Source organism: Albibacterium sp. (genome assembly GCF_035514885.1).
Classification (GTDB): Bacteria; Bacteroidota; Bacteroidia; order Sphingobacteriales; family Sphingobacteriaceae; genus Albibacterium.
On record NZ_DATJCH010000024.1, the window covers coordinates 106,731 to 128,710 of the forward strand.

The following is a 21,980-nucleotide window of genomic DNA, read 5'->3' on the forward strand; positions in this document are numbered from 1 at the left end:
TTCAAGCGTGTTCGTCTATAGCATCTTCAAATTCTGCTTTTCCACGATTCATCTTTGTTTTAATAGTAGAAACAACCTTTTCTTTTAAATCATTAAACTGTTCTTTCTGCTCCGCTGAACGTTCTTTAATCGCTTCTCCTAAATCCTTTAAAGACTCATTTAACTTTTCACGAGTATCTACTCCTTTTTCAGGTGCAAATAATAATCCTAATGCAGCCCCTGCAGCTAATCCTGCCAATAACGCTGCTACTATCTTTGTGTTATCATTCATAAATCTATATTTTAAAATATAACCATTTAAAGTCTCTCTTTAAATATACAAATACAAACACAAACTGTTTGCCAAAAAATCATAATTCTAATATTTCTATTGTAAAAAAAAAGAGGCCATCTTTACAGATGGCCTCTTCACGATTTATGAATTAGTTTTAGATAACTTTAACATTTACCGCATTAAGTCCTTTTTTGCCTTGTTCTACGTCGAAACTTACGTTGTCGTTCTCGCGAATGTTGTCAATTAGACCTGTTGAATGAACAAAGATTTCACTTTCTCCTGAGTTAGGAATTATGAATCCGAAACCTTTAGTTTCATTAAAAAATTTTACTACTCCTTCTTGCATGATTTTAAAATATAATATTAATAAAGTACAAAAGTGCGTAAAAATATTCTAATACTACAATATTTTTATTTTTTCTTTTTATTTCTTTAATATATTTTACAAGGACAAGACTTTTATTAAAGTCCGTCTCCATATTTAAAGAAGCTATTAACTGTTACGGGAAGCTTGCCTTTGGCCTCAATCTGTTTCAAAAAGACCCTTGCTCCCGAAGTCTGCATAGTCTCATCATTTTGATAAGCGACAACTATTACCCGAGATGCTTCAATTCCAGGGAGAGAAGCTATGGTATAAGGATTAGCAAAAACGATAAATTGAGCGTTTCTACTTGCCAGTTCACTGATAAATAGTTTTACATTTTCGTTATACCGTAAAACACTACCAGGCCGTATGTTTTCATCATGCAAAGCAATAATCACCTGTTCATAGTTTCTTAAAGCTGAATTCACTTTTACAATTTCATCAGTTGTAGCATTTGAACTTAAAATGAAATTTAGTTGATTGTCAAAAGATTTACCCAATATACTCTGAAAGAAAGATATTTTTTCAGTACCAATACTAATAACTGCAGTTTTCTTCGAAAATGAATTTCCTGCCAGCTCCTCCTTACCCTTTAACAGGGTAATAGAATTATCTGCCAATAGCTGATTAAAAAGCTTTGAAGAATCACGATTTAAATCAGCGTAAAGAGACTGTGTTTGAACAGGTTTTAGATTGTTCAAACCCAACCAATATTTTGCCGCCAAAACTTTCTTCACTCTTTTAGTCAGCTCATCCTCATCAATTCTATCCGTACGTATCGCCTTACGTATCATCTTATTTGCACGTTTACTATTCTTAGAAAGTTCTAATACATCATTACCTGCTATTATAGCACGTACATCCGCTTCTCCATTTCTAAAGTACTTTACCACACCGTCCATATCCATGGCATCGGTAAAAACCAATCCATTAAAATTCAATTCCTTTTTTAAAATATCGGTTACCACATTCTTAGATAATGATGAAGGCAGATTAGGTGTATTATCTAAACTTGGAATATTCAAATGAGCAACCATTACTCCTGAAGCACCTTCTTCAATCAATTTTTTAAATGGATAAATTTCCAAAGAATCAAGTCTTGACTTACTGAAATCCAATTTAGGTAAATCATGATGTGAGTCAACATCCGTATCCCCATGTCCCGGGAAATGCTTTAAACTGACAATAACCCCCTCATCCATCATTCCCTTCATATAGGAAATCCCCTTTTGGGTGACGTTTTCCCTATTCTCACCAAATGAGCGATAATTTATAACCGGATTACGTGGATTATTATTAATATCAACAACCGGTGCAAAGTTTATATTTACACCTAATCGTTTTAAGTCCTTAGCCACATTTTGCCCCATAGTATAAATTAATGAATTATCCTGAATAGCACCTAATGCCATCTGGTAAGGATAAGAGATTGTAGAATCTGGTAAACGCATACCTAACCCCCACTCTCCATCTATCGCTACTAATAATGGAACTTCTGATAAACTTTGATATCTATTTATAAGATTTGCATGTCTGACAGGACCTCCTTGAAAAAGAACTATTCCACCTAATTTTTCCCTCTTAATAACTTTTGCAACAGAATCAATGTAATTTTGTCCCAAATTAGTATGAGTACGCACCATAAATAATTGTGCAATTCTCTCCCGTTTATTTAATTTCTTATAAACTGAATCAACCCAACCGTGTTGTCGGTTAATGAAGGTTACGAAATCACGTTTTTCCTGAGCTTTTAGCTGATTACCAAAAGACAGTAATATTATTAATAAAACTATATTTTTCATGGAAATAATTTACAGTTCAAATATACTTAACTAATGGTAATTCATTTAAAGCCCATATGATTTAATCCTTTTATAATATTTATAAATTTCAATAGGCTTTTCAATGAAAATTGTCATTTAATCTGTTGAAAAACTCTATCAATGTCAATTTACTTTAATTAAAATTAAAAAAATAACAAAACTTTATTTATTTATAGATTATATTTTTTACATTTGCTTCTAGATTTTTTTACAACAATGAAATCATTTCTAAACGATACAAACCTTATTCCTTCAACAGCTAAAAATGCTGTATCACTGGATATTTGTATTTTTCGTTTTGCCAGTACACCCACTTTAAGAGTCCGACGACCCCTAAAGCCAAGGGCTTAATATTGGCATATCCCAGTTGTTTTTGAAGAAAGTCCCTCTTCAAAAATTATTCAATAAATTTTTATCCTATATTAAAACGATTGTTTTAACAATAATGAATTTGTATAAATGACCCTTTCAGATTTCATTGTAATTCCTGCAACAGAAGTACACACCAAATATGCAGAGCAGATCTGCATAGAAATGGCTGAATCAGCCAAAGCTCGCGGTACAGGAATAGCTCGCAGAAAACCCGAATATGTTGCAAAGAAAATGCAAGAAGGGAAAGCTGTAATTGCTTTAACTAAAGAAGAAGGCTTATGGGCAGGCTTTTGCTATATAGAAACCTTCAGCCACGGTGAGTATGTTGCAAATTCAGGCTTAATCGTTAATCCTGAATATCGTAACTGTGGTTTAGCCAAAGCAATAAAGAAAAGAGTTTTCTTGCTTTCAAGAGAAAAGTATCCAACAGCTAAAATATTTGGGTTAACCACAGGCCGTGCAGTCATGAAAATAAATTCAGAACTAGGCTATGAACCAGTGACCTACTCTGAGTTGACACAGGACGAAGAATTTTGGAAAGGTTGCCAAAGCTGTGTAAATTACGAGACTTTATTAAGTAAGGGTAAAAAGAACTGTCTCTGTACAGCAATGCTTTGGGATCCCGTTGAGAAAGAGAAAGAGATCAGACAAAAGATCGAGGATAAAGCTCGTGCAAAAGAACGTCTAAAGCAGATCACCAAAAAATCCTCTCTTTTGAAAAGACTTAGTCTGAAGTTTAGACGTTCAACCAAAATAGTTTTAACAATGATTCTGCATTAATTAAAATAAGATCAATAAAGAAATGAAGAAAAAAGTAGTATTAGCTTATAGTGGCGGATTAGATACATCATATTGTGTAATTTACTTAACTCGGGATCTAGGGCTAGAAGTACATTCAGTTTTAGTTAATACCGGTGGTTTTTCTGAAGAAGAACTTAACCAAGTAGAAAAAAGAGCCTATGACATGGGTGTAACTTCACATAAAACGGTAGATGAGGTTGAAAACTATTATGAGAGTAGCATTAAATACTTAATTTTCGGAAACGTTTTAAAAAATGCAACCTACCCTCTTTCAGTAAGTGCAGAACGCGTTTCACAAGCTACTGCTATTGCAAAATATGCAAAGGAAATAGATGCTGATTTTGTGGCTCATGGAAGTACAGGTGCAGGAAACGATCAGGTTCGCTTTGATATGATCTTTAATATATTAATTCCTGAAGTTGCTATCATAACTCCCATCCGGGATATGCAATTAAGCAGGGAGGAAGAGATTGCCTACTTGCAAAAGCATGGAGTTCAATTCAATGCAGAAAAAGCTAAATACTCAATTAATAAAGGAATTTGGGGAACTTCTGTAGGAGGAAAAGAAACACTAACTTCTAATCAGACCTTACCAGAAGAGGCATGGCCTACTCCTATCACCTCAACTGAAGCACGACAGATAACAATCGAATTTAAACAAGGTGAGCCAGTGGCTTTAAATGGTGAGCAGTTAAAACCTACTGAAGTTATACAAAAACTACAAAAGATCGCTCAACCTTATGGAATCGGTAGAGATATCCACGTTGGAGATACAATTATTGGAATTAAAGGAAGAGTAGGATTTGAAGCCGCCGCACCTTTAATTATCATAAAGGCACACCATACTCTTGAAAAACATACACTTACAAAGTGGCAATTAAGTTGGAAAGATCAGTTATCTGCCTTCTATGGCAATTGGATGCACGAAGGCCAGTTTCATGATCCGATAATGCGGGATATTGAAGCGTTTCTAGCTAATTCACAAGAATTTGTTAATGGAAAAGTAATTGTAGAGCTTAATCCTCATCGCTTCCAGATTATCGGTATTGAATCAGGAAGTGATTTGATGTCAAATAAATTTGGTAGTTATGGAGAAATGAACAAATTGTGGACAGCAGATGATGTAAAAGGCTTTTCAAAGATCTTTGGAAATCAAGTTATGATTTGGCATAAAATCAACAAAGGAGAAAATTAAATGAATTCACAACAAAAAATAAGAATAGGTATTGTTGGTTCCGCCGGATATACTGGTGGAGAGTTAATCAGATTGCTTATCTATCATCCTGATGCAAATATTGTTTTTGCACACAGTGAAAGCAATGGAGGTAATCCTATTTCCTCTGTACATACTGACTTAATTGGAGAAACAGATCTTCTCTTTTCCAATAATTTCAGTAATGATATAGACGTTCTATTTTTATGTGTTGGTCATGGAAATGCTCGCAAATTCTTATCTGAAACTAATATTCCTCAACATATTCGGATAATAGACCTGAGTCAGGACTTCAGACTAGCTGCAAACTCTCATTTTCAAGGAAGAGATTTTATATATGGTCTGCCTGAACTACAACGTGATAAAATAAAAATTGCTCACAACATTGCAAACGCTGGCTGCTTTGCGACCACTATTGAACTCGCGCTATTACCTCTTGCAAATAAGGGGCTAATAAATTCTGAGGTTCATGTTAATGCTACGACGGGCTCTACAGGCGCTGGTCAAAATCCAAGTCCAACTTCTCATTATAGTTGGAGGAATGATAACCTTTCTGCCTATAAAATATTTGAGCATCAACATTTACTGGAAATTGGAGAAACACTTTCCAATTCTTCTCAGGAAAATCCGATCATAAATTTCATCCCTCAACGGGGTGCATTTTCCAGAGGCATTTTTGCTACAAGCTATATAAAGAGCGACCTAAGTATTGAAGAAGCTTATACTATATATGAGGAGTTCTATAGATCACATCCATTTACACATGTTAGCAGAAATAACATTGATTTAAAATTAGTTGTAAATACAAACAAATGCTTGCTACATCTAGTGAAATATCAAGATAAATTACTAATTATCAGCATGACCGATAACCTGCTCAAAGGAGCAAGCGGCCAGGCAGTACAAAATATGAATATTATGTTTGACCTGGATGAGCATACAGGACTCAACTTAAAATCAAGCGTTTTTTAATTTATAACATATGAAACCTTTCGATGTATACCCTCTTAACCCAATCGAAATTACCAAAGCATCAGGTTTAAAAGTTTGGGATAATAAAGGGACAGAATATTTAGACCTATATGGTGGTCACGCAGTAATTTCGATTGGTCATACCCATCCTCATTATGTAAAAAGGCTTACCGATCAACTAAACAAAGTAGCCTTTTATTCTAACTCTATTGAGAATCCATTACAAATTCAATTATCCAATTTACTGGGTCAGATTTCTGGAAAAGAGGAATATGATTTATTTCTTTGTTCTTCTGGAGCCGAAGCGAATGAGAATGCATTAAAGATTGCATCCTTTTATAACAACAGGAAAAAGATAATAGCATTTAAAGGATCTTTTCATGGACGTACTTCTTTAGCTGTTGCTTGTACAGATAATCCAAAAATAGTATCCCCAGCAAACGCTCATGATGTTGATTTCCTACCCTTTAATGACTTGAAAGCTCTGGAGACTGCTTTTGAAAGTTATGGAAACGATGTTTCTTCTGTCATTGTTGAAAGCATTCAAGGTGTCGGTGGAATTAAAGTGGCGACTCCAGAGTTCTTATCAAAAATCAGGGAGCTATGCACTCAATATAATGCAGTATTTATTGCTGATGAAGTTCAATGCGGCTATGGACGAACCGGAGAGTTCTATGCACAAGACTATTCCAACCAGTTGGCAGATCTTTATACCATGGCAAAAGGAATGGGCAATGGTTTTCCAGTCGGAGGAGTTGCTATCTCTTCCAAATTTAAACCATGGCATGGGATGCTGGGCACTACCTTCGGAGGAAGTCATTTAGCTTGTGCAGCAGCGTTAGCTGTATTAGAAATAATTAAAGAAGAAAACTTATTACAAAATGCTGCCGAAGTAGGTTCATATTTGCTAGAAGAATTAAAATCTTTCGATAAAATATCTGTAGTTAGAGGACGTGGTTTAATGATAGGTATTGAACTGCCACTGGAACTAAATCAAATAAGGAAAGACTTACTTTTCAAAGATCATATATTTACAGGAGTAGCAAATCCTAATGTCATCCGTTTGCTACCTTCATTAACCGTTTCCAAAAAGGATGCTAATTTCTTCTTAGAATCTTTAAACAAACGACTTAAAGAAGCTTAACCTAATATTATATATAATAAACCAAGTAAAATGAAAAAATTCTTCTCTGTAAAGGATGTACCTGATCTTCGGAAATTTATTTCTGAAGCAAAAAACGTAAAGGCAAACCCATTCGGTCAAGAAAATTTAGGAAAACATAAAACATTGGGGCTCATCTTCCTCAACCCTAGCCTTCGCACCCGATTAAGCACACAAAAAGCTGGACTTAATTTAGGAATGCAGGTAATGGTTATGAATATGGGTCAAGAAGGCTGGGCACTTGAAACAAAGGACGGTGTAGTCATGGATGGGACCTCTGTAGAACACATTAGAGAAGCCGCTGCAGTTATTGGACAGTATTGTGATGTTGTTGGTTTGCGTTCCTTTCCATCTCTTAAAGATCGCGAAGCGGATTATACAGAAGAACTTTTCAATAAATTTATTGAATACTGCAAAGTACCCGTAATAAGTTTAGAAAGTGCAACCCGACACCCTTTACAAAGCTTTGCTGACCTCTTAACTATTGAAGAAGAAAAAAAGGTAGAGAAACCTAAAGTTGTTCTTACTTGGGCTCCTCATGTAAAGGCCTTACCTCAAGCAGTTCCAAATTCATTTGCGGAATGGATGAGCAGGGCTCAAAGAGAAGGCATGATTGATTTTACGATTACTCATCCTGCAGGTTATGAACTTTCAGAAGAATTCACCGAAGGAGTAACAATTACACATAACCAATCAGAAGCTATTAAGGATGCAGATTTCGTTTATGTAAAGAACTGGTCGGGCTTTCAAGAGTACGGAAAGATAATTGCAACAGATGAAGACTGGATGCTTAATTCCGAAAGATTAAGTGAGAATACTAAGGTTATGCATTGTCTACCGGTTAGAAGAGATGTTGAACTTGCCTCTGAAATATTAGACGGACCGCAATCGCTCGTTCAAACTGAAGCAGGAAATCGTTTATGGGCAGCACAAACTGTTTTAAAAACCATTTTAGAAGAACTATCTTAGAGGCTAAAACAGAAATGAGAAAATTAACCGTTATCAAAATTGGAGGAAATATAATTGATAATCCCGATCAGTTAAATAACTTTTTAAACAATTTTTCAGCGATTAATGGTTCAAAAATATTAATTCATGGTGGTGGTAAAATCGCAACTAAACTCGCTTCTGATTTAGGAATTAAAGCAACATTAATTGATGGCCGCAGGGTTACTGACAAGGAAACGTTAGATATTGTAACCATGGTTTATGCCGGCTTAATTAATAAAAACGTTGTTGCAGCCCTGCAAAGCTATGGAAATAATGCCATAGGACTATCAGGTGCAGACGGGAACTGCATAAAAGCAATAAAAAGACCTGTTAAAACTGTTGATTATGGATGGGTTGGTGACCTGCTAGAGAACTCAGTAAATTCGGAAAGCCTTATTGCTTTCTTAAATGCAGATTTTATTCCGGTTTTTTCTGCAATCACTCATAACGGACAAGGTCAACTATTAAACACCAATGCAGATACAATTGCTTCAAGCATAGCTGTTGCTCTATCATCACATTTTGAAACTTCTCTTATTTATTGTTTTGAGAAAAAGGGCGTTTTAAGAGATGTCAATGACGATAGTTCCGTTGTTTCAGAAATAAAAGAAAAAGATTTTATCCCTTTACAACAAGACGGTACTATAACTGATGGAATGATTCCGAAGCTTCATAATGCATTTGATGCAATTAATAAAGGAGTTAAAGAAGTTCTAATAGGTCAGGCTTCAGATCTTCCTCTTCTAAAAGACAATAAATTTGGCTCACGAATATTGAAATAAATAAGACAATGAAAAAAGTTACGATTATCGGATCAGGAAATATCGGTCTATCTTTAGCAAAAGGATTAGCTAATAAAAACTTTTGTTCTCCTAAGGAAGTAACCCTTACCCGTAGAAACCTGCAGCATTTAACCGAAGCCATTAGTCTTGGATTTGAAGTTAGTTCAAATAATGCAGAAGCGATAAAAGGAGCCCATACCATTGTTTTAGCTATTCTCCCACAACAATTAAATGATGTATTAGGAGAAATAAAAGATCATTTAAATTCAAAGGAGCAATTAATCGTTTCGGTAATTTCAGGCGTAACTTGCCAAGATATCAAGAATAAGCTTGGACAGGACATTCAGGTTATTCGCGCAATGCCAAATACAGCCATATCAATCGGTCAATCTATGACCTGCATTGCATGTGAAGATACTTCCAAAGAAAACATGCAGAAAGTAATCCGCATGTTTGAGACCGTGGGTGCTGTGATGAAAATCAACGAAGATTTAATGACTGCAGCTACTGCGTTATGTTCATGTGGTATTGCTTTTTTCCTAAGGGGAATCAGAGCTGCATCTCAAGGAGGAGTAGAAGTAGGATTTCATGCAGATGAAGCATTAAAAATGGCTGTACAAACAGCCAAAGGCGCAGCCGATTTACTTTTACAGACACAAAGTCACCCAGAAAGAGAGATTGATAAAGTAACCTCTCCGAAAGGATGTACCATCGCCGGATTGAATGAAATGGAACATAACGGGTACAGTTCATCGCTTATTAAAGGAATAAAATTATCAGCTCTCAAAGCGGGTGGTTTGTATAGTGCCGATAATTAGTTCATAATTTATGCAAAGTATACAGAACCTTACAGACGAGAGTATCTCTCTTTTAAAATCTCTAATTTGTATACCTTCATTTAGTAAGGAAGAAGATAAAACTGCCTTAGAAATAATCCGATTTTTAAATTCGACTGAAATATCATACCAGAGAAAAGGTAACAATATTTGGTGTCATAATAAATTCTTTGATCCGGATAAGCCAACAATTCTGCTAAATTCACATCACGATACTGTTAAGCCCAATTCGGGCTATACAAGAGACCCTTTTCTATCTACTACTGAAGAAAATAAGCTATACGGCTTAGGAAGCAATGACGCCGGAGGCAGTTTAGTATCCTTATTAGCTGCGTTCCGCTATTTCAATGATCAGAAAGATTTAAAATATAACCTTTGCTATGCTGCTACTGCAGAAGAGGAAATCTCTGGAAGAAACGGTATTGAATCTATACTAGATGACTTGGGAGATCTTGATTTCGCAATCGTCGGAGAGCCAACCTTAATGCAATTAGCAATAGCTGAACGGGGATTAATGGTAATCGATTGTGAGGCAACCGGGAAAGCTGGGCATGCTGCAAGAAATGAGGGAGAAAATGCCATCTATAAAGCAATTGAAGACATTAACTGGTTCAGAACCTTCCGATTCCCAAAAGAATCAACTGTATTCGGACCTATTTCCATGAATGTAACAGTCATCGAAGCAGGATCGCAACACAATGTAGTTCCTGCAAGCTGTAAATTTACTGTTGATATTCGGGTTACAGATGCTTATAGTAATGAAGAAGTCCTTGCAATTATTCAACAGCATATAGATTCGCAAGCAGTTGCCAGATCCACACGGTTAAAACCATCTTCTATACCTTTGAGCCATCCCATAGTTCAAGCTGGCCTTGCCTTAGGTCATGAAACGTATGGCTCACCTACTACCAGCGATCAAGCATTACTAAATATCCCTTCTTTAAAATTAGGCCCTGGAGATTCGGCAAGATCCCATATGGCGGATGAATATATTTATATTCATGAAATTGAAGAAGGAATAAAATTCTACATTCAAATACTTAATTCCATACTACTCTAATTATACACGATCTACCATAAAGATAATTGAAATGAAACTCTGGCAAAAAAACACAAAAACCGAAAATGCTGTAGATAAATTTACCGTAGGCCACGACAGGGAATTAGATGTTAATTTAGCTGCTGCTGATATATTAGGCTCATTAGCACACACTCAAATGTTAGAAAGTATTGGTTTATTGTCTAAAGAGGAGTTAGCACAGATTCAGGAAGAATTAAAATCCATTTTTAAAGAAGTAGAGAAGGGAAATTTCAAAATCGATGATGATGTTGAAGATGTACATTCTCAGATAGAGTTCCTTTTAACTCAGCGTATAGGTGAAGCTGGCAAGAAAATACATAGTGGCCGTTCAAGAAATGACCAGGTTCTTGTTGATTTAAAATTATTCTTCAGAAGTGAAATTGAGCATATTGTTAATAATACAAATCTGCTTTTTAATCAATTAATTAGTTTAAGCGAAAAACATAAATCTATATTAATCCCTGGATATACACATCTTCAAATAGCAATGCCTTCTTCTTTCGGACTATGGTTCGGGGCTTATGCCGAGAGTTTAATTGACGACTTAGAGATGATGTTAGCAGCCTGGAAGGTCTGCAATAAGAATCCTCTTGGCTCTGCAGCAGGTTATGGATCTTCCTTTCCTTTAAACCGTACTCTTACTACCGAATTGTTGGGTTTTGACACTTTAAATTACAACGTAGTATACGCACAAATGGGGAGAGGTAAAACTGAGCGTATTTTAGCTCAGGGGATGTCTTCTATCGCAGCAACCCTTGCTAAGTTCTCAATGGATATTTGTCTATACATGAATCAGAACTTCGGTTTTCTATCTTTTCCAGATGAGTTAACTACCGGATCAAGCATCATGCCTCATAAAAAGAATCCGGACGTGTTTGAGCTAATCCGTTCTCGTTGTAATAAAATTCAAGCTTTACCAAATGAGATTGCTTTGATGACAACAAACTTGCCTTCAGGATATCATCGCGATTTACAATTGCTAAAAGAAAATCTATTTCCAGCATTCGAATCCTTAAACGAATCTCTAACTATGTGTAATCACATGCTGGAAAATATAATTATTAAAAATAATATCATCGACGATACAAAATATGACTACTTGTTCAGTGTGGAAGTCGTAAATAATGAAGTATTAAAAGGCGTCCCGTTTCGTGAAGCATACAAGAATATTGGCATGTCTATAGAAAACGGCACCTTTAAACCTCAAAGAGAAGTTAATCATACACACGAAGGAAGTATCGGAAATCTTTGCAACGAACAGATCAAAGATCAGTTTGATATGGTTTACAGCTCATTTAATTTTGACAAGGTGAATCAGGCATTAAAAGAACTAGTCTCTTAAAAGTAATAAATCGTTAGAAAGTACTCTCAGAATGCGCTTTTTACTCTTCTCCAAAGTACTTCAATAGTTCCGATTCAGTCAATTGCTGTTGATCACCACTTTTCATATCCTTAAGTGTATACTGTCCTTTTTGCATCTCTTCTTCACCTACAAGAATAACGAAAGGAATATTCTTTGTATGCGCATAAGACATCTGCTTCTTTAATTTAGCAGCGGTCGGATATATTTCAGCAGCAATCCCTTCTTTCCGCAATCTTTGCAAAAGCGGTAATGAATATTTCTCTGCAGCTAAGTCAAAATTACTAATTAATACCTTTGTCCCTTCTTCAGTATCTTGAGGAAACAGATTGAGTTCTTCTAAAACATCGTATATTCTATCAGCTCCAAAAGAAATACCGACACCAGTTAAACCTGCTAATCCAAACATCCCGGTTAAATCATCATAGCGCCCACCGCCTCCTATACTTCCCATCACCACTTCATTGGTTTTAACTTCTAAAATAGTTCCGGTATAATAGTTTAATCCTCGCGCTAATGTAATATCTAATTGGAGCTTGTTTAAAATCTGCGGATCAAGGATATTTACATACGAAATAACTTCTTCAATTTCCTCAATTCCTTTTTTACCAATTATTGAATTCTCTAAAAAGGCGTTTAGCAATAATAATTGATCATCAATGCTTCCTGACGACTGCAATATCGGATTTAGTTTCTCTACGTTACTCTCTGTAAAGCCTCGCTCAATCAACTCCTTTTCAACACCTTTAACACCTATTTTATCCAACTTATCGATAGCAACAGTCATCTCTATTAATAAATCGCTCCGATCTAATACATCGGCGATGCCCGCTAAAACCTTTCTGTTATTTATTTTTATGCTGAAGTCCTTTAAACCAAATTTCCCCAGAACTTCGAAATAAATGGCTATAAACTCCGCCTCATTCAGAAGGCTCGCTGACCCAACAACATCCGCATCACACTGATAAAACTCACGATATCGACCTCTTTGAGGCCGATCAGCACGCCAAACGGGTTGAATCTGATAGCGCTTAAATGGATACGTTATCTCATTTTGATGCATAACCACATAGCGGGCAAAGGGCACCGTTAAATCATAACGAAGAGCCTTCTCTGAAATAATTGGAGTTAACCCTTTTGAAGCAATTGTACTCAATTGATCTTTAGAGATCTTAGATAGATAATCTCCGGAGTTCAATATCTTAAAGATTAATTGATCTCCCTCTTCTCCATATTTACCTGTTAAGGTATCTAGGTTTTCAAAAGATGGTGTTTGTATTTCACTATAACCATACTTCTTAAAAACCGTTTTAATAGTATTGAAAATATAATTACGCTTCTCCATTACTAGTGGAGAAAAATCACGAGTCCCTTTTGCTAAAGTAGGTTTAAGCTTTGCCATATGCACAAATGTAACGATTATACCTCACTAAGGACACGAACAAGCCAAGGATTAAAGCAGATTCTAAGTGAAGTACTTATTCTTTTGAAAATTAAATAAATAGGATTTTATAAACTGATTTTTTCTCCAACCTTCAGTAAATGCAAGTTAAATCCGGCTTTACGAAACTTTTCGATCGCTTCTTCTGTATTAATTTCTATTGGAGGAAATGTATTGTAGTGGATGCCGATTATATTCTTACAATTAATCAATCCTGCAGCCTTTATTGCATCCTCAACATCCATTGTAAAAAAGCCTCCGATCGGTAAAAAAGCCCAATCCAGGTTTTGATCAGCCAATAATTGCATTTCAAGCGTAAGAGCAGTATCGCCGGCAAAATAGATAGTTTTATCCCCAGATTTTAATACATAACCGGCAGCTACACCTGCGTATCCGCCTTCGGGAGTGCTGTTTGTATGCAAAGCATACACCATTTTTGCTGATCCGAAATCAGTTGAAATAGTTCCACCAAAATTCATCCCTGTCACCTTATCCGTTGCAATTCCTTGTTTCTTAACCCATGCAGCAGATTCAACAATAGAAACAACTTGTGAATTCCCATTTCTTTGAACTTCCACCAAATCCGCAACATGATCTCCATGGCAATGGCTTAAAAATATATAATCAGGTTTTAAAGCTCCTAAGTCAACGTGTGCCGCTAATTTATTATGAGTAATAAAGGGATCGAACAAGACCTCAATATTATTCAAATTTAATCCCACTGTTGAGTGGCCATAATATACCGCTTCCATCCTACTTTATTTATTGAACATGCCTCCAAGTCCGCCAAGCATATCTTTTGTTGCTGCCTGCATCTCGGTTTGGCTAATATCTTCTGCCTGCTTCAGCGCCTTATTAATTGCTATTACTAACAATTCTTCCAGTTCTTCACTATCAGCTTCCTTAAAATATAGAGGATCAATTATTATATTCTTAATCTCTTTATTTGCAGTTGAAATAACTTTAATTTTTCCTCCTTCAACTTCTCCGGAAACACTAATAGTATCAAGTCTTTTTTTTATCTCTTCAGCTTTCTGCTGTGCTTGGAACAATTTATCGAACATATTATATTGCTTTATTAAAAATACAAAATTTACACAGTCATCACTTTAATTATCCAGCAACTCCCCATTTCCGGAATAAGCTCCCTGACGAATAACAGGCATATCTAATATTTCATATAAACCATCTAAATGATTTAAACTCGCATTCGCCATATTAGATAACAGAACAATGGTAATATCGTTCTTAAAATCACGGATATACAGATTTTTAAACCCATGCCACCAACCGGTATGGTATGCTATAACATGGTTGCCTTTCTCATACAATCGCCATCCATAACCATAATTAAAAACCTCTTTAGTTGGCTTACTTCTCCCCACATAAGCAGAGTCTAATAAATCTTTACCCAACACCCGCCCCTCTATTAAGGCTCTGTCAAATAAGTATAAATCATCTACCGTGCTATATATTCCTTTATCCCCTACCGGGCCATCTAAAAAGTTCTGTACTACTGAACGTCGCCAAACTTTATCATGGCCAATAACCCCTGTTGGAATAGTTTCATAATCAGCCTTAGAATACACCGCCGTATTTTTCATCCCCAGCGGTTTAAAAATATTCTCTTGCATAAAAACAGTAAAAGACTGACCTGAAACCACTTCAACAATAGCGGCTAGAACCATGAAATTACTGTTATTATAAAGAAATCTTGCATCAGGCACATTATACCGTCCGGGTTTATGCTGAATTAGGAGATCCATTACTTGTCTATTTGTTAAGCCATTCTTTTTATCTTTCCAGATTCCATCTACAAAATAAACGTAATTAGGTAAGCCCGACCTATGACTTAAAAGTTGCTTTATAGTAACTCCTTCGTATGGGAACTCAGGGAAAAAATCATTAACGGTTTGATCCAGTCGCAATTTACCACGTTCTATCAGCATCAAAACTGCGGTGGCCGTTAAAGGTTTAGAAACAGACGCCAGTTCAAATTGAGAATTAATGGTTAAACTATCGCGATGTAAATAATCGGCCCAGCCAAAAGAATTCTTATAAATAATCTTTCCTTTTTTTGCAATAAGCACATTCCCATTAAAAGCAGAACGACTATGCAGTTTTTTCATAAATTCATCGATTCGTTTGTCTGCATTTTCTGGAGAATAAACAAGTCGGATACTGTCTGTAATCTTTTGCTCTTCCTCAATCTTAACTCTTTTACTTTCTGCAGAAGAACAGGCAATTAAGGCTAAGGGGATAACAAAAACAAAAAGGTTTTTAATTTTCAACATATTTCCAAAGGGATTTCGCTCTTTAACAACGACGAAATTGCGTAAATAAATTTAAAAATCCGAGTTTATTAGCATCTAATAAAATCATATCTGATCACACACCTAATTATTGTCACGATATTGACAATATTAATTCAATTTAGAGGAAAGAGTCTTACTCTAAAAGGTTTATATTTTTAACTTTGTGTATAAAATAAATATTAATATTATGGCATATAGAATAGAGCACGACACAATGGGGGAAGTGAAGGTTCCTTCAGATAAATATTGGGGTGCTCAAACTGAACGTTCAAAAAATAACTTTAAAATTGGGTCTCCGGCTTCTATGCCCAAAGAAATTATTGAAGCTTTCGCTTATTTAAAGAAAGCTGCAGCTTACACCAATACAGATGCGGGAATCTTGTCTTCAGAAAAAAGAGATCTTATTGCTCAAGTATGTGACGAGATCCTGGAAGGAAAATTACAGGATCAGTTTCCATTAGTTATCTGGCAAACCGGTTCAGGGACCCAGTCGAACATGAACGTTAATGAAGTTGTTTCGAATCGTGCTCATGCTATACAAGGTCATAAGCTTGGAGAAGGAACTCCATTTATCCATCCCAATGACGATGTAAACAAATCTCAATCGTCAAATGACACCTATCCAACAGCCATGCATATCGCTGCATATAAAATGTTGATAAATACAACCATTCCCGGAATAGAGAAACTGAGAGATACATTAAAATCAAAATCTGAAGAGTTCTCCAAAGTAGTTAAAATTGGAAGAACGCATTTAATGGATGCTACACCGATTACTTTGGGCCAGGAGTTTTCTGGCTATGTGGCTCAATTAACATTTGGAATAAATGCTCTAAAAAACACATTGCCACATTTATCGCAATTAGCACTTGGTGGTACTGCTGTAGGAACAGGCATCAATACTCCAAAAGGATATTCTGAGAATGTAGCTAAATACATTGCTCAATTTACAGAACTACCATTTATTACAGCAGAAAATAAATTTGAAGCCCTAGCAGCGCACGATGCTATTGTAGAAAGCCACGGCGCATTAAAACAAATCGCGGTTTCCCTAATGAAAATTGCGAATGATGTTCGAATGCTGGCATCAGGTCCAAGGTCAGGAATTGGTGAAATCATTATTCCCGAAAATGAACCCGGTTCATCCATCATGCCAGGCAAGGTAAATCCAACCCAATGTGAGGCTGTAACCATGGTAGCTGCCCAAGTTATGGGAAATGATGTTACTATCTCTGTAGGGGGATCAAATGGTCAATATGAACTCAATGTTTTCAAACCCGTAATGGCTGCAAATTTCTTAATGAGCGCCAGGTTAATTGGAGATGCTTGCGTTTCATTCAACGATCATTGTGCTATTGGTATTGAACCTAACTATGATGGTATCAAAAAGCATTTAGAAAACTCATTAATGTTGGTTACAGCATTGAATCCTCATATCGGCTATGAAAATGCAGCCAAAATTGCGAAAAAAGCTCATAAAGAAAATACATCTCTTCGGGAAGCCGCAATATCACTTGGCCTATTAACTGACGAGCAATTCAATGAATGGGTAAGACCGGAAGATATGATTGGCGGTTTAAAATAGCATGGGCAAAAGTATTAACCGAATAATCAAAACAAGATTGAGCATTAGTATCTCCATGATTCTGATGCTTTTCATAACTTCTTGCAAATTCAATTCAAAAATGCAAAACCCTGGAGCAGAATTTCTCCAGGGATCTTGGATAGCTGAAAGTGTTCCGAATCAGGACAAACTGCAGCGCTATGAACTTTACGATTTCAAATTCAATTGTGACTCTGTTTATGTAAAGATCAAAACATTCTCTAAAACGAAAATGGATATAGATTCCTGCTATGGAAATGGTGAATGGAGTGAATATGCAAGAGGCGTTTATGTAGTTCGGGGAGATAGTTTAATAATTGAAGCCACTTACACCCATGAAAACTGGCGACAGAAACTGACGGGGTGCCACCACATTGGCCAGTATTTGCCTCGCTTTAAAATAGCTCAGCAAACAAGCGATTCACTATATCTCGAAAACCGCTATAGCCACATTCCTATTGAGTTAAGAAAAACGGCTACAACAACATGTATACCAAAGGAGGTATATTAAAAGCCTTTAAATTCCCAGATAGTGTTTGGAGTAATGCAATAATCCAATGGCACATCCAATGCATTAGTATCTTCAATTGAATTAACCGGCTCAAACAGGGAAAGACCAACCTTCAAACAATCAGGGCGACAAGTAGAAAGGAAACGATCGTAGAATCCCTTGCCATAACCTACCCTATTACCCATCCTATCGAAAGCTAAAAGAGGGAGTAACACAATATCAAGTTGTTCGGATAAGACTACTTTCCCTGATCTAGGTTCCTCAATGCCCCATTCATTTAATTCAAGTAATTGACCCTTCTCCCATGCATAATGATGCATAGCCAAAGATTCCATATCGGATTTAGATAGTACCAGTTGTATTTGAGGATAAGCAGATTGAAGCCAATCAATCAATAAAACAGTATTGGGTTCTCTATAGTGTTTTATTGGAAAAAATATATGTATATAAGTGAACTTTGACCAATTGAACTGCTGAAATTGTCTCAGCAGTTCATTATTGAGCGAATCTTCTTCTTCCTTAGTTAAAAGTAGACGTGTCTTCTTAAATTGCGCTCGTAATTCCTTTTTAGTCGCCATTTAAATACATAAAATCTACTTTACGCGTTCAATGTAATTACCTGTGCGTGTATCTATCTTAACACGATCGCCTTGATTTATAAATAACGGAACCTTAATTTCAACTCCGGTTTCAACAGTAGCATTTTTAAGAGCACCTGTAGAAGTATCTCCTTTAACAGCAGGCTCACTATATGTAATTTCAAGCTCTACGCTTGTAGGCGCACTTGCGATGATAGGTTCATCACTCTCAAAAGCAACAATCACATCCATTCCTTCTTTTAAGAATCGTGCTGTATCACCAAACAGATGCTTAGGGATATTAAATTGCTCATAACTGCTGTTATCCATTACAACAAAGAAATCGCCTTCATCATATAAGTATTGATAGTCGTTTGTTTCAACACGAGCTATTTCTACTTCCTCATCTGTACGAAATCGATATTCAGCAATCTTGCCTGTTTTAACATTTCGCATTCTGGCTTGATAAAAAGCTCGTAGATTTCCAGGAGTCCGATGTATAAATTCTTCAACTGTAACTAACTCGCCATTAAATCTTAAAACATTCCCTGTTTTTACGTCCGAAGCCTTTGCCATTTAATTATAATTTATTTGATTCAATAATATTTCCTAACAAATATAATCGTTTAATACCTATCTGCAAAAACCAACAGTGGGCACAATTATTTATAATCTTGAATGGTCAAATGATTTGTACAGAAGCTATACTCATGAAGCTGATTAGAACATACGATAAGCATTCGCTGTTTCGAAAAATCATTAATAAGCTGATGATACCATTCAATACCTTGATTATCCAAATTCGACGTAGGTTCATCCAGGAAAAGCAAGGGAGTATCAGCACAGCATGCCAAAGCAAGTTTTGTCCGCTGCTTCATTCCGGAAGAGAAGTATTTAATTTCTTTATTCTCTGATTTATTCAGATCCAGCAACTGCATTATCCGATCAGTATCCCAACCTTCAACTAGTTTCTTAAATCGAAAATGATAAGTTATTAATTCACGAAGTGTAAATTCTTCAATCAGTTCAAGATAGGGAGCCGCTAATGATAAATGCTCAAAGACTTTAGCTACATCTAGAATTCTGTTATCGATAGAATAGCTTATTTTTCCATCGGATGGACTTAGATTCCCGGCAATAACTTGCATGAAAGTTGACTTTCCAGACCCATTCGGACCTAAGATAGCATAGCTTTCTCCTTGAATAAATTGATAATTGACTTGTTTAAAGATCCATTCCTTATTAAACCTTCTTCCTATATTCTCAAGCTCAATTTTCAAAATACACAGAATTACATCGCTCCCAGTTTCCCTTGTCCAAAACCCTTCATTACTCCACGGTTGGAATTACGAACAAAATCAAGAATTTCATCCCTAATTTCTGTTGGTGTAAACTCTGTTTCAATAATGCCCAACGCCTTTGTCAGATTGTTATGCTTCACGAATAAAGTACGGTAGATATCCTGAATTTCATTTATCATTTCAGAAGAGTAGCCTCTTCTACGTAAACCAACTGAGTTAATACCAACGTAAGCGATAGGTTCGCGTGCTGCTTTCACAAAAGGAGGTACATCTTTTCTTACTAAAGTACCACCAGCAATAAAGGAATGAGAACCAATGCTGCAGAACTGATGAACAGCAACCATTCCTGCCAATACTACATAATCACCTACAGTAATATGCCCAGCCAACGTACTGCTATTTGAGAAAATGCAATTATCACCAACGATACAATCATGGGCTATATGGCTATAAGCTTGTATAAGACAATTTTTACCTACACTGGTCTTCCAGCGATCTTTTGTTCCACGATTAATAGTAACACATTCTCTTATGGTCGTATTATCACCAATTTCTGCTGTAGTTTCCTCGCCGTCAAACTTTAGATCCTGAGGAATTCCTGAAATAACGGCTCCTGGGAAAATTCTACAACCTTTTCCAATTCGGGCGCCTTCCATTATCGTCACATTGGGCCCTATCCAGGTGCCTTCCCCAATTTCAACATTTTTATAAATAGTAGCAAAAGGTTCAATAACCACATTGTTAGCAATCTTTGCTTCCGGATGTATATAAGCTAGAGGTTGAATCATAATGTAGTTTCGCTTTCTTTAATTCTCGTAATTTGAGCCATCATCTCTGCCTCAACCACAATCTTCTCACCAACCATACCAACTCCTTTCATCTGTGCTATTCCTCTCCTTATCGGTTCCATCAAGTCACATCTAAAAACAATAGTATCACCAGGAGACACTTGTGCTCTAAACCTGACGTTGTCTATTTTTAAAAATAAAGTAATATAATTTCTAGGATCCGGAACAGTACTTAATACTAGAATACCGCCCGTTTGAGCCATCGCTTCAACTTGTATAACTCCTGGAAAAACAGGTGTGCCGGGAAAATGACCTTGAAAAAGGTCTTCATTCATGGTTACATTCTTCACTCCCACAACATGCGTCTTTGATAGCTCTAAGATTTTATCTATAAAAAGGAATGGCGGACGATGAGGCAAAATATCCATAATCTGTACAACATCATACAGCGGCTTTGCACCTGGGTCATAGAGATGAACTCTCTTTTTGCTTCTTTCCTTTTTGATAGCGGCTTTAATTTTTTTCGCAAAAGCTACATTCGCTGCATGGCCTGGCCTCGCTGCCATAATATGCCCTTTTAACGGCACGCCAATTAGAGCCAAATCACCTATCATATCAAGCAGCTTATGCCTTGCTGGCTCATTCTGATAACGTAATTCTATATTATTCAGAATACCTTCTTTTGCTACTTTAATGTCTTTACGATTAAATAGTTTTGCCAAAGATGTTAATTCACTATCGTTCACATCTTTGTCAACTATTACAATCGCGTTATTTAAATCACCACCCTTAATTAAGTTATTATCGACCAATGTTTCCAGCTCATGCAAAAAGCAAAAGGTCCTAGATGCTGCAATTTCCGTCTTAAACTCATCAATACTTGAGATAGAAGCGTGTTGGCTTCCCAAAACAGGAGAATTATAATCGATCATACAAGTTAAACGGTAACCCTCCAACGGCATCGCTACCATTTCTACCTCCCGTTCAGGCTCGGTATAATGCATATTATGAGGGATTGTATAATATTCCCTATCCAATTTCTGAATAACATAACCAGCTCTATCTAAAGCTTCCGTAAAGAATGAAGAGCTTCCATCCATAATCGGAACTTCCGGACCATCAATTTCAATCAATACATTATCGATTTCCATACCAACCAAAGAGGCTAATAAATGCTCAATGGTACTTACACTTGCTCCGTTTTGAGAGATAGTAGTTCCTCTGGATGTATCAGTAACGTTATCAACATCAGCGTCAATAACAGGTTTTCCATCTAAATCGATCCTTTGAAATTTATAACCGTGATTTTCTGGTGCAGCCTTAAACGTTAATGAAGCTGATCTGCCAGTATGTAAACCTACACCGGAAATACTTACTTCGTTTTTAATGGTTCTTTGTTTCTCGTTCATTCTT

At 36.2% G+C, this 21,980-nt stretch carries 23 protein-coding genes; 11 read left to right on the forward strand and 12 right to left on the reverse strand.

Annotated elements, in window-relative coordinates; genetic code table 11:
- Position 1: 1 nt before the first annotated feature.
- The 3 genes from VL047_RS11555 to VL047_RS11565 all read right to left on the reverse strand — a co-directional run bounded on the left by VL047_RS11555 (position 2) and on the right by VL047_RS11565 (position 2,440).
- Entirely contained in the window at positions 2-271 is a 270-nt protein-coding gene (locus VL047_RS11555) for a YtxH domain-containing protein (RefSeq protein WP_325360718.1), read from the reverse strand.
- A 157-nt stretch (positions 272-428) separates the two neighbouring features.
- A complete protein-coding gene (locus VL047_RS11560) occupies positions 429-620 on the reverse strand; it encodes a cold-shock protein (RefSeq protein ID WP_132223239.1) in 192 nt (63 codons plus the stop codon).
- Between the two features lie 116 nt (positions 621-736).
- Positions 737-2,440 (reverse strand): glycoside hydrolase family 3 protein, encoded by a 1,704-nt coding sequence (locus VL047_RS11565; protein ID WP_325360723.1) that lies wholly within the window; start codon positions 2,438-2,440, stop codon positions 737-739.
- A gap of 480 nt (positions 2,441-2,920) precedes the next feature.
- Between VL047_RS11565 and VL047_RS11570 the strand changes: the two genes are divergently transcribed.
- Genes VL047_RS11570 through argH form a run of 9 tightly spaced genes read left to right on the forward strand, consistent with a single transcriptional unit; the run spans position 2,921 to position 12,012 of the window.
- The gene (locus VL047_RS11570; protein WP_325360725.1) at positions 2,921-3,613 is read left to right on the forward strand and encodes a GNAT family N-acetyltransferase; all 693 of its coding nucleotides are present in this window, start codon (positions 2,921-2,923) and stop codon (positions 3,611-3,613) included.
- Between the two features lie 22 nt (positions 3,614-3,635).
- Positions 3,636-4,829 (forward strand): argininosuccinate synthase, encoded by a 1,194-nt coding sequence (gene argG, locus VL047_RS11575; protein WP_325360727.1) that lies wholly within the window; start codon positions 3,636-3,638, stop codon positions 4,827-4,829.
- The gene (gene argC / locus VL047_RS11580; protein ID WP_325360729.1) at positions 4,830-5,819 is read left to right on the forward strand and encodes an N-acetyl-gamma-glutamyl-phosphate reductase; all 990 of its coding nucleotides are present in this window, start codon (positions 4,830-4,832) and stop codon (positions 5,817-5,819) included. It begins immediately after the preceding gene.
- 10 nt (positions 5,820-5,829) lie between these two features.
- Positions 5,830-6,963: an aspartate aminotransferase family protein gene (locus VL047_RS11585; RefSeq protein ID WP_325360730.1), complete on the forward strand. Its 1,134-nt coding sequence runs from the start codon at positions 5,830-5,832 to the stop codon at positions 6,961-6,963.
- Positions 6,964-6,993: 30 nt separating this feature from the next.
- Entirely contained in the window at positions 6,994-7,950 is a 957-nt protein-coding gene (locus tag VL047_RS11590) for an acetylornithine carbamoyltransferase (protein WP_325360732.1), read from the forward strand.
- 14 nt (positions 7,951-7,964) lie between these two features.
- The gene (argB, locus tag VL047_RS11595; protein WP_325360733.1) at positions 7,965-8,753 is read left to right on the forward strand and encodes an acetylglutamate kinase; all 789 of its coding nucleotides are present in this window, start codon (positions 7,965-7,967) and stop codon (positions 8,751-8,753) included.
- Between the two features lie 8 nt (positions 8,754-8,761).
- Positions 8,762-9,571, forward strand: a complete 810-nt coding sequence (gene proC, locus VL047_RS11600; RefSeq protein ID WP_325360735.1) for a pyrroline-5-carboxylate reductase — start codon at positions 8,762-8,764, stop codon at positions 9,569-9,571.
- Between the two features lie 10 nt (positions 9,572-9,581).
- Positions 9,582-10,649, forward strand: a complete 1,068-nt coding sequence (locus tag VL047_RS11605; RefSeq protein WP_325360736.1) for a M20 family metallo-hydrolase — start codon at positions 9,582-9,584, stop codon at positions 10,647-10,649.
- Between the two features lie 31 nt (positions 10,650-10,680).
- Positions 10,681-12,012 carry an argininosuccinate lyase gene (gene argH, locus VL047_RS11610; RefSeq protein WP_325360737.1) on the forward strand — a complete coding sequence of 444 codons (1,332 nt, stop codon included), beginning with the start codon at positions 10,681-10,683 and terminating at the stop codon, positions 12,010-12,012.
- A gap of 40 nt (positions 12,013-12,052) precedes the next feature.
- On the opposite strand, the gene hisS is transcribed toward argH, so the two are convergent.
- The 4 genes from hisS to VL047_RS11630 form a co-directional block, all read right to left on the reverse strand.
- On the reverse strand, positions 12,053-13,432 hold the full coding sequence (gene hisS / locus VL047_RS11615; protein WP_325360739.1) for a histidine--tRNA ligase: 1,380 nt from the start codon (positions 13,430-13,432) through the stop codon (positions 12,053-12,055).
- Positions 13,433-13,539: 107 nt separating this feature from the next.
- Positions 13,540-14,223 (reverse strand): metal-dependent hydrolase, encoded by a 684-nt coding sequence (locus tag VL047_RS11620; RefSeq protein WP_325360742.1) that lies wholly within the window; start codon positions 14,221-14,223, stop codon positions 13,540-13,542.
- Between the two features lie 6 nt (positions 14,224-14,229).
- Positions 14,230-14,535 carry a YbaB/EbfC family nucleoid-associated protein gene (locus VL047_RS11625; RefSeq protein WP_325360744.1) on the reverse strand — a complete coding sequence of 102 codons (306 nt, stop codon included), beginning with the start codon at positions 14,533-14,535 and terminating at the stop codon, positions 14,230-14,232.
- Between the two features lie 45 nt (positions 14,536-14,580).
- A complete protein-coding gene (locus VL047_RS11630; RefSeq protein ID WP_325360745.1) occupies positions 14,581-15,765 on the reverse strand; it encodes a serine hydrolase domain-containing protein in 1,185 nt (394 codons plus the stop codon).
- A gap of 208 nt (positions 15,766-15,973) precedes the next feature.
- Here VL047_RS11630 and fumC point away from each other — a divergent pair, with 208 nt between their 5' ends.
- Both fumC and VL047_RS11640 read left to right on the forward strand, forming a co-directional pair.
- Entirely contained in the window at positions 15,974-17,371 is a 1,398-nt protein-coding gene (fumC, locus tag VL047_RS11635) for a class II fumarate hydratase (RefSeq protein ID WP_325360747.1), read from the forward strand.
- 100 nt (positions 17,372-17,471) lie between these two features.
- Complete coding sequence (locus VL047_RS11640) at positions 17,472-17,900, forward strand: fumarate hydratase (RefSeq protein WP_325360748.1); 429 nt, start codon at positions 17,472-17,474, stop codon at positions 17,898-17,900.
- On the opposite strand, the gene VL047_RS11645 is transcribed toward VL047_RS11640, so the two are convergent.
- From VL047_RS11645 to VL047_RS11665, 5 genes are all read right to left on the reverse strand, one after another.
- Positions 17,897-18,478: a 5-formyltetrahydrofolate cyclo-ligase gene (locus tag VL047_RS11645; RefSeq protein ID WP_325360749.1), complete on the reverse strand. Its 582-nt coding sequence runs from the start codon at positions 18,476-18,478 to the stop codon at positions 17,897-17,899. The two genes, VL047_RS11640 and VL047_RS11645, sit on opposite strands and share 4 nt — an antisense overlap.
- Before the next feature lie 15 nt (positions 18,479-18,493).
- Entirely contained in the window at positions 18,494-19,054 is a 561-nt protein-coding gene (gene efp / locus VL047_RS11650) for an elongation factor P (protein ID WP_325360751.1), read from the reverse strand.
- Between the two features lie 86 nt (positions 19,055-19,140).
- Complete coding sequence (locus VL047_RS11655; protein ID WP_325360753.1) at positions 19,141-19,758, reverse strand: ABC transporter ATP-binding protein; 618 nt, start codon at positions 19,756-19,758, stop codon at positions 19,141-19,143.
- 11 nt (positions 19,759-19,769) lie between these two features.
- The gene (gene lpxA / locus VL047_RS11660) at positions 19,770-20,567 is read right to left on the reverse strand and encodes an acyl-ACP--UDP-N-acetylglucosamine O-acyltransferase (RefSeq protein ID WP_325360755.1); all 798 of its coding nucleotides are present in this window, start codon (positions 20,565-20,567) and stop codon (positions 19,770-19,772) included.
- Entirely contained in the window at positions 20,564-21,976 is a 1,413-nt protein-coding gene (locus VL047_RS11665) for a bifunctional UDP-3-O-[3-hydroxymyristoyl] N-acetylglucosamine deacetylase/3-hydroxyacyl-ACP dehydratase (RefSeq protein WP_325360757.1), read from the reverse strand. The genes lpxA and VL047_RS11665 overlap by 4 nt, the downstream gene beginning before the upstream one ends.
- Between the last annotated feature and the right edge of the window lie 4 nt (positions 21,977-21,980).

Coding starts and splice junctions, on each gene's coding strand:
- VL047_RS11555 (WP_325360718.1), bottom strand. CDS start 271: ATGAATGATAACACAAAGATAGTAGCAGCGTTATTGGCAGGATTAGCT.
- VL047_RS11560 (WP_132223239.1), bottom strand. CDS start 620: ATGCAAGAAGGAGTAGTAAAATTTTTTAATGAAACTAAAGGTTTCGGA.
- VL047_RS11565 (WP_325360723.1), bottom strand. CDS start 2,440: ATGAAAAATATAGTTTTATTAATAATATTACTGTCTTTTGGTAATCAG.
- VL047_RS11570 (WP_325360725.1), top strand. CDS start 2,921: ATGACCCTTTCAGATTTCATTGTAATTCCTGCAACAGAAGTACACACC.
- argG (WP_325360727.1), top strand. CDS start 3,636: ATGAAGAAAAAAGTAGTATTAGCTTATAGTGGCGGATTAGATACATCA.
- argC (WP_325360729.1), top strand. CDS start 4,830: ATGAATTCACAACAAAAAATAAGAATAGGTATTGTTGGTTCCGCCGGA.
- VL047_RS11585 (WP_325360730.1), top strand. CDS start 5,830: ATGAAACCTTTCGATGTATACCCTCTTAACCCAATCGAAATTACCAAA.
- VL047_RS11590 (WP_325360732.1), top strand. CDS start 6,994: ATGAAAAAATTCTTCTCTGTAAAGGATGTACCTGATCTTCGGAAATTT.
- argB (WP_325360733.1), top strand. CDS start 7,965: ATGAGAAAATTAACCGTTATCAAAATTGGAGGAAATATAATTGATAAT.
- proC (WP_325360735.1), top strand. CDS start 8,762: ATGAAAAAAGTTACGATTATCGGATCAGGAAATATCGGTCTATCTTTA.
- VL047_RS11605 (WP_325360736.1), top strand. CDS start 9,582: ATGCAAAGTATACAGAACCTTACAGACGAGAGTATCTCTCTTTTAAAA.
- argH (WP_325360737.1), top strand. CDS start 10,681: ATGAAACTCTGGCAAAAAAACACAAAAACCGAAAATGCTGTAGATAAA.
- hisS (WP_325360739.1), bottom strand. CDS start 13,432: ATGGCAAAGCTTAAACCTACTTTAGCAAAAGGGACTCGTGATTTTTCT.
- VL047_RS11620 (WP_325360742.1), bottom strand. CDS start 14,223: ATGGAAGCGGTATATTATGGCCACTCAACAGTGGGATTAAATTTGAAT.
- VL047_RS11625 (WP_325360744.1), bottom strand. CDS start 14,535: ATGTTCGATAAATTGTTCCAAGCACAGCAGAAAGCTGAAGAGATAAAA.
- VL047_RS11630 (WP_325360745.1), bottom strand. CDS start 15,765: ATGTTGAAAATTAAAAACCTTTTTGTTTTTGTTATCCCCTTAGCCTTA.
- fumC (WP_325360747.1), top strand. CDS start 15,974: ATGGCATATAGAATAGAGCACGACACAATGGGGGAAGTGAAGGTTCCT.
- VL047_RS11640 (WP_325360748.1), top strand. CDS start 17,472: ATGCAAAACCCTGGAGCAGAATTTCTCCAGGGATCTTGGATAGCTGAA.
- VL047_RS11645 (WP_325360749.1), bottom strand. CDS start 18,478: ATGGCGACTAAAAAGGAATTACGAGCGCAATTTAAGAAGACACGTCTA.
- efp (WP_325360751.1), bottom strand. CDS start 19,054: ATGGCAAAGGCTTCGGACGTAAAAACAGGGAATGTTTTAAGATTTAAT.
- lpxA (WP_325360755.1), bottom strand. CDS start 20,567: ATGATTCAACCTCTAGCTTATATACATCCGGAAGCAAAGATTGCTAAC.
- VL047_RS11665 (WP_325360757.1), bottom strand. CDS start 21,976: ATGAACGAGAAACAAAGAACCATTAAAAACGAAGTAAGTATTTCCGGT.